This is a genomic window from Okeania sp. (assembly GCF_983059655.1).
This window is the reverse complement of the sequence record NZ_CEZPJD010000436.1, coordinates 1-6,470: the sequence shown is the minus strand read 5'-3', so window position 1 is coordinate 6,470 and position 6,470 is coordinate 1. Positions and strand designations below refer to the sequence as shown.

7 protein-coding genes are annotated in these 6,470 nt (G+C 37.7%); 3 read left to right on the top strand and 4 right to left on the bottom strand.

The features are described 5' to 3' along the window. Positions 1-243, bottom strand: a 243-nt coding sequence (locus AC3DU7_RS21240; protein ID WP_488041293.1) for a hypothetical protein, incomplete at its 3' end; no start/stop codon positions are given. 225 nt (positions 244-468) lie between these two features. On the opposite strand from AC3DU7_RS21240, the gene AC3DU7_RS21235 reads away from it, so the two are divergent. The 3 genes from AC3DU7_RS21235 (at position 469) to AC3DU7_RS21225 (ending at position 3,928) form a co-directional block, all read left to right on the top strand. Beyond that, on the top strand, positions 469-1,773 hold the full coding sequence (locus AC3DU7_RS21235) for a homoserine dehydrogenase (RefSeq protein ID WP_488041294.1): 1,305 nt from the start codon (positions 469-471) through the stop codon (positions 1,771-1,773). Positions 1,774-2,158: 385 nt separating this feature from the next. Then, the gene (locus AC3DU7_RS21230; RefSeq protein ID WP_488041292.1) at positions 2,159-2,635 is read left to right on the top strand and encodes a GNAT family N-acetyltransferase; all 477 of its coding nucleotides are present in this window, start codon (positions 2,159-2,161) and stop codon (positions 2,633-2,635) included. A 267-nt stretch (positions 2,636-2,902) separates the two neighbouring features. Beyond that, positions 2,903-3,928, top strand: a complete 1,026-nt coding sequence (locus AC3DU7_RS21225) for a glycoside hydrolase family 10-like protein (RefSeq protein WP_488041291.1) — start codon at positions 2,903-2,905, stop codon at positions 3,926-3,928. A gap of 147 nt (positions 3,929-4,075) precedes the next feature. Here AC3DU7_RS21225 and gatC read toward each other — a convergent pair whose 3' ends face one another. The 3 genes from gatC to AC3DU7_RS21210 all read right to left on the bottom strand — a co-directional run bounded on the left by gatC (position 4,076) and on the right by AC3DU7_RS21210 (position 6,168). Beyond that, a complete protein-coding gene (gene gatC / locus AC3DU7_RS21220) occupies positions 4,076-4,366 on the bottom strand; it encodes an Asp-tRNA(Asn)/Glu-tRNA(Gln) amidotransferase subunit GatC (RefSeq protein ID WP_488041290.1) in 291 nt (96 codons plus the stop codon). A 42-nt stretch (positions 4,367-4,408) separates the two neighbouring features. Further along, positions 4,409-4,930 carry a photosystem I assembly protein Ycf3 gene (locus AC3DU7_RS21215; protein WP_488041289.1) on the bottom strand — a complete coding sequence of 174 codons (522 nt, stop codon included), beginning with the start codon at positions 4,928-4,930 and terminating at the stop codon, positions 4,409-4,411. A 515-nt stretch (positions 4,931-5,445) separates the two neighbouring features. Then, positions 5,446-6,168, bottom strand: a complete 723-nt coding sequence (locus AC3DU7_RS21210) for a nuclease-related domain-containing protein (RefSeq protein ID WP_488041288.1) — start codon at positions 6,166-6,168, stop codon at positions 5,446-5,448. Positions 6,169-6,470 lie beyond the last annotated feature (302 nt).

The window sequence follows — 6,470 nt, the reverse complement described above, 5'->3', positions numbered from 1 at the left end:
ACTGATAACTGATAACTGATAACTGAAATGACCTGAACTTCCCACTAATTTAGCTGCGGCAATTGCACAATGACCTGTTCCTGTAGCAATATCTAAAACTTGTTGACCAGTATCTACTTGCCCATATTCAACTAAACGATTAGCAATTCTCCAGTGCCAATCACTATTATCATATTTATCGCTTCTGTGAGTATATAAGTTTGCTATTTCTTGTTTATAATTATTTAAGTTAAGTTGATTCATTAAACATTTTTCCAACGGAATATTTTTCCCAAAAAGACTATTTTTTGTTCGATTTATTCATTATAGCAGTCGAAGGAAAGGGCACAGACAGATAGACAGCTTAAAGCTCAGATAACGTAAAATTTTTCCTTCTTTCTTCTTCCTTCTGCTATAATATTAGGATAGTATTCAGCTATGATGGCTGAACCTTGCTCAAAACATTTAATTCAGTATGGGTTAACAATCGTGGGATTCAAAATTGGTTTGTTGGGATTAGGTACAGTCGGTATAGGGACAGCAAAAATTTTGCTATCTCCAGAAGGTCGTCATCCTTTAATTCAGGAATTGGAAATACATCGAGTGGGAGTGCGCGATATATCCAAAACCAGAGAGATTAATCTATCTACAGATATTTTAACAACAGATTTAGAAGCGATCGCTACGGACCCACAGATAGATATTATAGTAGAACTGATCGGTGGGTTGGAACCCGCAAGAAGCCTAATCCTCAAAGCTATTGCCCATGGCAAACACGTCGTCACTGCCAACAAAGCTGTTATCTCTCGCTATGGTCCAGAAATCTTTGCTGCAGCAAATGAAAAAGGTGTTTACGTCATGTTAGAAGCAGCAGTGGGTGGGGGTATTCCTGTTATTCAACCCCTCAAAGAATCTTTGGGAGTAAATCGCATTCATTCGGTTATCGGTATCATTAACGGGACAACCAACTATATCCTCACCAGAATGCAACAAGAGGGAGCAGACTTTGCAGATGTTCTGGCCGATGCTCAACAATTAGGTTATGCAGAAGCTGACCCCACTGCAGATGTAGATGGGTTAGATGCCAAAGATAAAATCGCAATTTTGGCTTCTCTCGCTTTTGGCGGTTTAATTAAATTAGAAGATATTCATTGTGAAGGTATTCGTCAAGTAACAGCTGCTGATATTGCCTATGCTGATAGACTAGACTTTGTCATCAAATTATTAGCGATCGCTAAATGCGATCCCAACAGTATTAACTCCACCACAGACAAACTCCAACTGAGAGTACATCCTACTCTCGTGCCCAAAACTCACCCCCTTGCCAGCATCAATTATGTTTACAACGCTATTCTAGTAGAAGGAGAACCCATAGGACAAGTGATGTTTTTTGGCCCAGGCGCAGGTTCCGGTCCGACAGCAAGTGCAGTAGTTTCGGATATTATGAGTATTGCTGCTATTCTACAAACAGAAACCGAACCTATTCCCCACCCTTTATTAAGCTGTACCCATCAACATTATTGTGAAACAGCATCAATGGCAGAACTTGTCACTAGATTTTATGCTCGTTTCCTGACAAAAGATCATCCTGGTGTTATTGGTAAACTGGGTACTTGTTTTGGCAGTCATGATGTAAGTTTAGAATCTGTAGTGCAAACAGGAATACACGATGAACTTGCAGAAATAGTTGTTGTCACTCATGATGTAAAAGAAGGCAACTTCCGGCAAGCATTAGAGGAAATTCAATCATTAGATGCGATTGATAGCGTTCCTAGTGTATTGAGGGTGTTGTAGAATTGAAGGGGGTGATTTTGCGTTGGCGGAGTAATATCATGTCCGGATAATTAGTTATAAATAGGACTTACGCAGATACGCTATATATAGCTCTCAAAACTATTGTCCAACAGTTACTTTACTCTATAAATAGTGCCTTTGCGTAAGTCCTGATAAAAAAACTTTCTCCTTCAACTCCAGTTCTTCCTCTTCCTTCTTCTTTCTTCCCTCCGGACTCGGTCGTTCCCCTCCTCGGAGGGGTTAGGGGTGGGTTGACTCCTGACTCCTCCGTAGTTATTTATTTATAACTGTTCAACCGGACATGATATAAGTGCGTGCGGCAGCTATATCGAAACTTTCATGCAACAAAGCCGATATCTGAGGTAAATAACTCCAAGTTACTAATATGGAAACAGGGCTAAAAATTCAAATTGCAAGCGAGGCAGATCTGGAGCCACTCGTGACTCTCGCCGTTGCCTTTCGCGATCATTTGGAGCAGTCCACCCCGTCTGATGCCGACTTTCGTGAATCGATTACCCTTCTGTTGAAAGATTCTGGAACTGAGTTCTTCCTGGGCCGTAATGGGCAGGGAACTAGCCTTGGTTATGTGCAGTGTCGTTACCGATACTCTGCTTGGAGCTCAGGTCTTGATGCTGAACTAGAAGATGTCTTTGTAGTTCGCGAGGCACGTCGGCAAGGAGTGGGACGGCAACTGGTAGAGTTTGCAGTTGCTCATGCTAGCGAAAAGGGTTGTCGCTCGATTGGTCTAAATACGAACGAGCGCAATGAAGTTGCACTTGCCTTATACCAACGGCTAGGCTTTCGCTCCGTAAGAACCTTGTGGGGGTCTCGGCAGCTCTGGCTCGATCTAGCGCTGCCGTAATGTTGACTCTGCGGTATAAACTAATCGGAAATATCATTCCATAATGTGCAACCCTAAAAAATTGCGTTGCTGAATACTAGGATGATTGAGGCTGACACGGGGACGCGGGGACACGGAGAAACGGAGATTATGTTTGATCCTCTCTGACAAAATCATCCCGCAATGATGCAACCCCAAAAATTTAACTTCAAAATAGATTTCTCCGAAAATTAATCTCAAACCTGTGTAATTTTTAGAAGAGTCAAACTTAGTTTCTGGAGATGTATAATGGGAAAAATCATCAAAAATCTCAAATGGTTAACCATTGCCATAGTAGTTTGTTTATTGGTGGTGGCAACTCATCATGCACCTTCTCGTTCTCCTGTAGTCAAAGAAAAGATGCAGGGTATTTGGTTGACCAATGTTGCAACAGCATTTCTACATCACACCACATTTTTAGATGAAATCCTACATCAGCTTTCTCTCTCCGGATATGACCGTGTTTACTTCAGTGTTTATGGCTTAAAAGGAACTCTCTACCCGACTTCTCACAGCTCTACTCACTTTCTATTACGTCCTCCTTTGACTAATCCTCTCAAAGCGGCAGCCCTAGAATCTCGCCGTCAAGGATTAAAGCCTTATGCTTGGTTTGAATATGGTATGATGCTTAATCCTGGAAATGCTATTGTTCAGGAACATCCAGATTGGTTGCTCAAAACAGTAGAAGGGGGAACTGTAGAAGATAGAAATGTCTGGCTAGATCCAGCTAATCCAGAAGTTCAAGAATATATCTTAGGTAACATAGATGATATTCTCAAAATTAAAGATTTAGAGGGAATTCAATTAGACGATCATTGGGCTGTTCCCGCAGTTTTTGGTAGTAGCGCTCGACGTCAGGCGTTAACCAACTTCACCCAAAAAGTCTATAGTCATATTAAAGCCAAAAATCCCGAAATGGTGGTTAGTGTTTCCCCTAACCCTTACAACTTTGCTATCTCGAAATACAATCAAGATTGGTTGTGGTGGGTGGAACAAGGAATAGTAGATGAAATAGTGTTGCAGGTTTATCGTCCAACACCAGAAGCGGTAATAGCAAGTTTATCAAATTCTGGTATTTATACTGCTTCCTATTATGTGCCAGTTGGAGTTGGTCTCTCAGCAGTCTGGAATGTTGTTCCTTTCTCGCTTAATACAGTACAAAAACAGGTTGAAGCAGTTAAGCAACAAGGCTATGGGTATTCGATTTTTAGTTGGGAATATTTGGTGTTACGTCGTTTTGCAACGTTTTTTGGTATTCCTGTAGGAGCCCAGTAAGGTGCGTTAATGAAATGTAACGCACCATCTAGATTTTAATTTGTTGAACTATAGCAAGAAACGAGTTGGTTAGGACTTATGTTGATGATGAACCTTAGACAGAGAAATACTTTTTCCAGTATTGCCTACTCCCTGTTCCCTGCTATATTACTCTTCGCTCATAATTTTAGGAACTCTAAAAAAGTCTCCATCTTGCTCTGGAGCGCAGGAGAGAATTTCTTCTCTATTTGGAAACTTTTCTAAATCATCATTACGAGTTATATTACTAACATCAATTACCCTAGTAGTAGGACGTACTTTCTCTGTATCTAATTCACTCAACTGCTCGAAATAATCCAAAATACTACTTAACTGAGTCGTAAATTTTTCCTCTTCTTCTGGGTTAAGTTTTAATCTAGCTAAATGTGCAACTTTACGGACTTGTTCGTTATCAATCATTAGTAACTTTTCCTCTTTTCAAAACTCTGAGATTAACTATATTTAGAAAAATACATCTTTAGTTGAGCGCCCAGTAGTTTTCAACCAGTTTTGAGCTTCAATATAATTATTAGGAGCTAAACTTATTGCCTGTTTCCAATATTCTGCCGCCTTATCAAACCAACCATCTGCTTCTTCTGATGAACCTGTTTCTTTTGCCTGTTCTCCTCTGTAGTGAAAAATTACAGCAATATTATTTAAAGCTTGAGGCATTCTCGGATTATTTTCTAAAGCTTGGTGATAGTATTCTAAGGCTTTATCATGTTCACCATTACTAGCATGAATTAAACCTATATTATAAAGAATATAACTCCGGTCATTAGGGTCGTTTTCTAAATTCAAAGCTTCATAATAATTTTCTAATGCTTCAGCATATTCACCATCACCCTGCGCCGACATTCCATCACGATAATAAGCAAAAGCCTCTTTAGCTTGATTATTTGTTGGTAGCAGCTTCAAAATCAAATCTGCCATGACCGTAAATGATTTGTCAATGAAGTTATCATTTCGTTGAGTTCTGGGCATATTACAACTCTATATTAATTATTGAGTACATAATATAGATTAGAACAATTCTGGGTAAGCTGCATATACTTTGTTCACAAAAGTTATCGGCCAAAAATATTATACCAATTTGATAAGTGTTTGCTACCATTTCTGGAGCAGGGGAGTAGAGGAGTGGGGGAGTAGGGGAGTGGTGGAGAAATAATTAACAATAAACAATAACTAGGGTGCTAATTACCACAAAAGTCACAAAGTCATTTCGTCTATGTTAATTATTTAATAATTGAAGTTTGACCTAAGTTAAGCATTCTTTTTTCATTCTTAGTATTATATAGCTTATTTTTTTCTTGATATTTTAATTATTTTTAGGCAGAAAAAGTTAACTTTTCTTTAGTAGATTAGAAAAATTTGCAGCAGTTTTTCTTGTTAAGAATTGTCAAAAAAATTGAGTCGCTTAACCCCACTTTTAAGGCGAAATATTTTTGGATAGAAGCTCAAATTCCTGTTACAAAAATAACTTATTAATTCTGACTTTGTTAACGAGCGGAAGGTTTTCTTAAAATAGGTTTTGGTTTTGCAGAAGGTTTAGGAATATCTAAAATATCGTAATTCTCAACTAATTTACTAATAATTAAAACTTGTTCATTTGTTAAACATTGAGGGGATTGCTGTAACATCTTTGTTAATTCTTGAAAACCTTGTAATACAGGAACAGAACAATTAGTTGCACCAATCCATTTTGCTACAGGAAAAACAACAGGGGCAAATATAAAATTTTCAGGGAAACCAGAAACTTGAGGAATAATCCAATTTTCAAACATTTTTTTGTGATATATACTTTGAGAAGTAGGGCTATTTTCTAAGGGAACCCACTTTGCTCCTTCTCGTCTTTTCCATTTATCTTGATTAGCAGAAAATGAACCTTTCCAAGTTTTTACTTCTACTAAAAAAGCACCTGCATTGCCAATAATTAAAAGGTCAATTTCTGTAAGGTTTCTAGATTTTGTGGGAATTAAAGCATTTTTAAACATTACCCAATTGTCAGGTAGTGACATGAGTAATAATGATAAAAAAGTCTCGCCTAAGTTGCCTTTTATTTGGTTTCTAAATTGTTTAAACTGAAAAAAACCAGCGCCAATTTCTCCAAAGAATCCACCCCCTAAATCTTGTTTTACTTCTTGTCTATTGTCAGAAATTTTTTCCTGAATTTTTGCTTGAAAAGCTTGTTGTAGTAATGGAGATTGTTTTAAAATTCTCATAATTTTTATTTAGTGCTTGCTAATTAAATCTAAAAGCATTGACATATAAAAACAAGTGCCTTTTTGGGCTCGAAAAAAGTACCTGGTATCACATCTAAAACGCTCAAAAAGTTAGTATTTTAGAGTCATAGTTGGGCAGAAAAATCCCAAATTGACAATTCAAATCCGAATAATTAAGGTAAAAATCCTCTCACTCGCTGTGGAGAAACAAGAAAAATTTTTCATAATTATTCAGCCCATTCCGTTTTCACTGTGGAGGTAATTATTAATTATTAATTATTAATTATTAATTATTAATTATT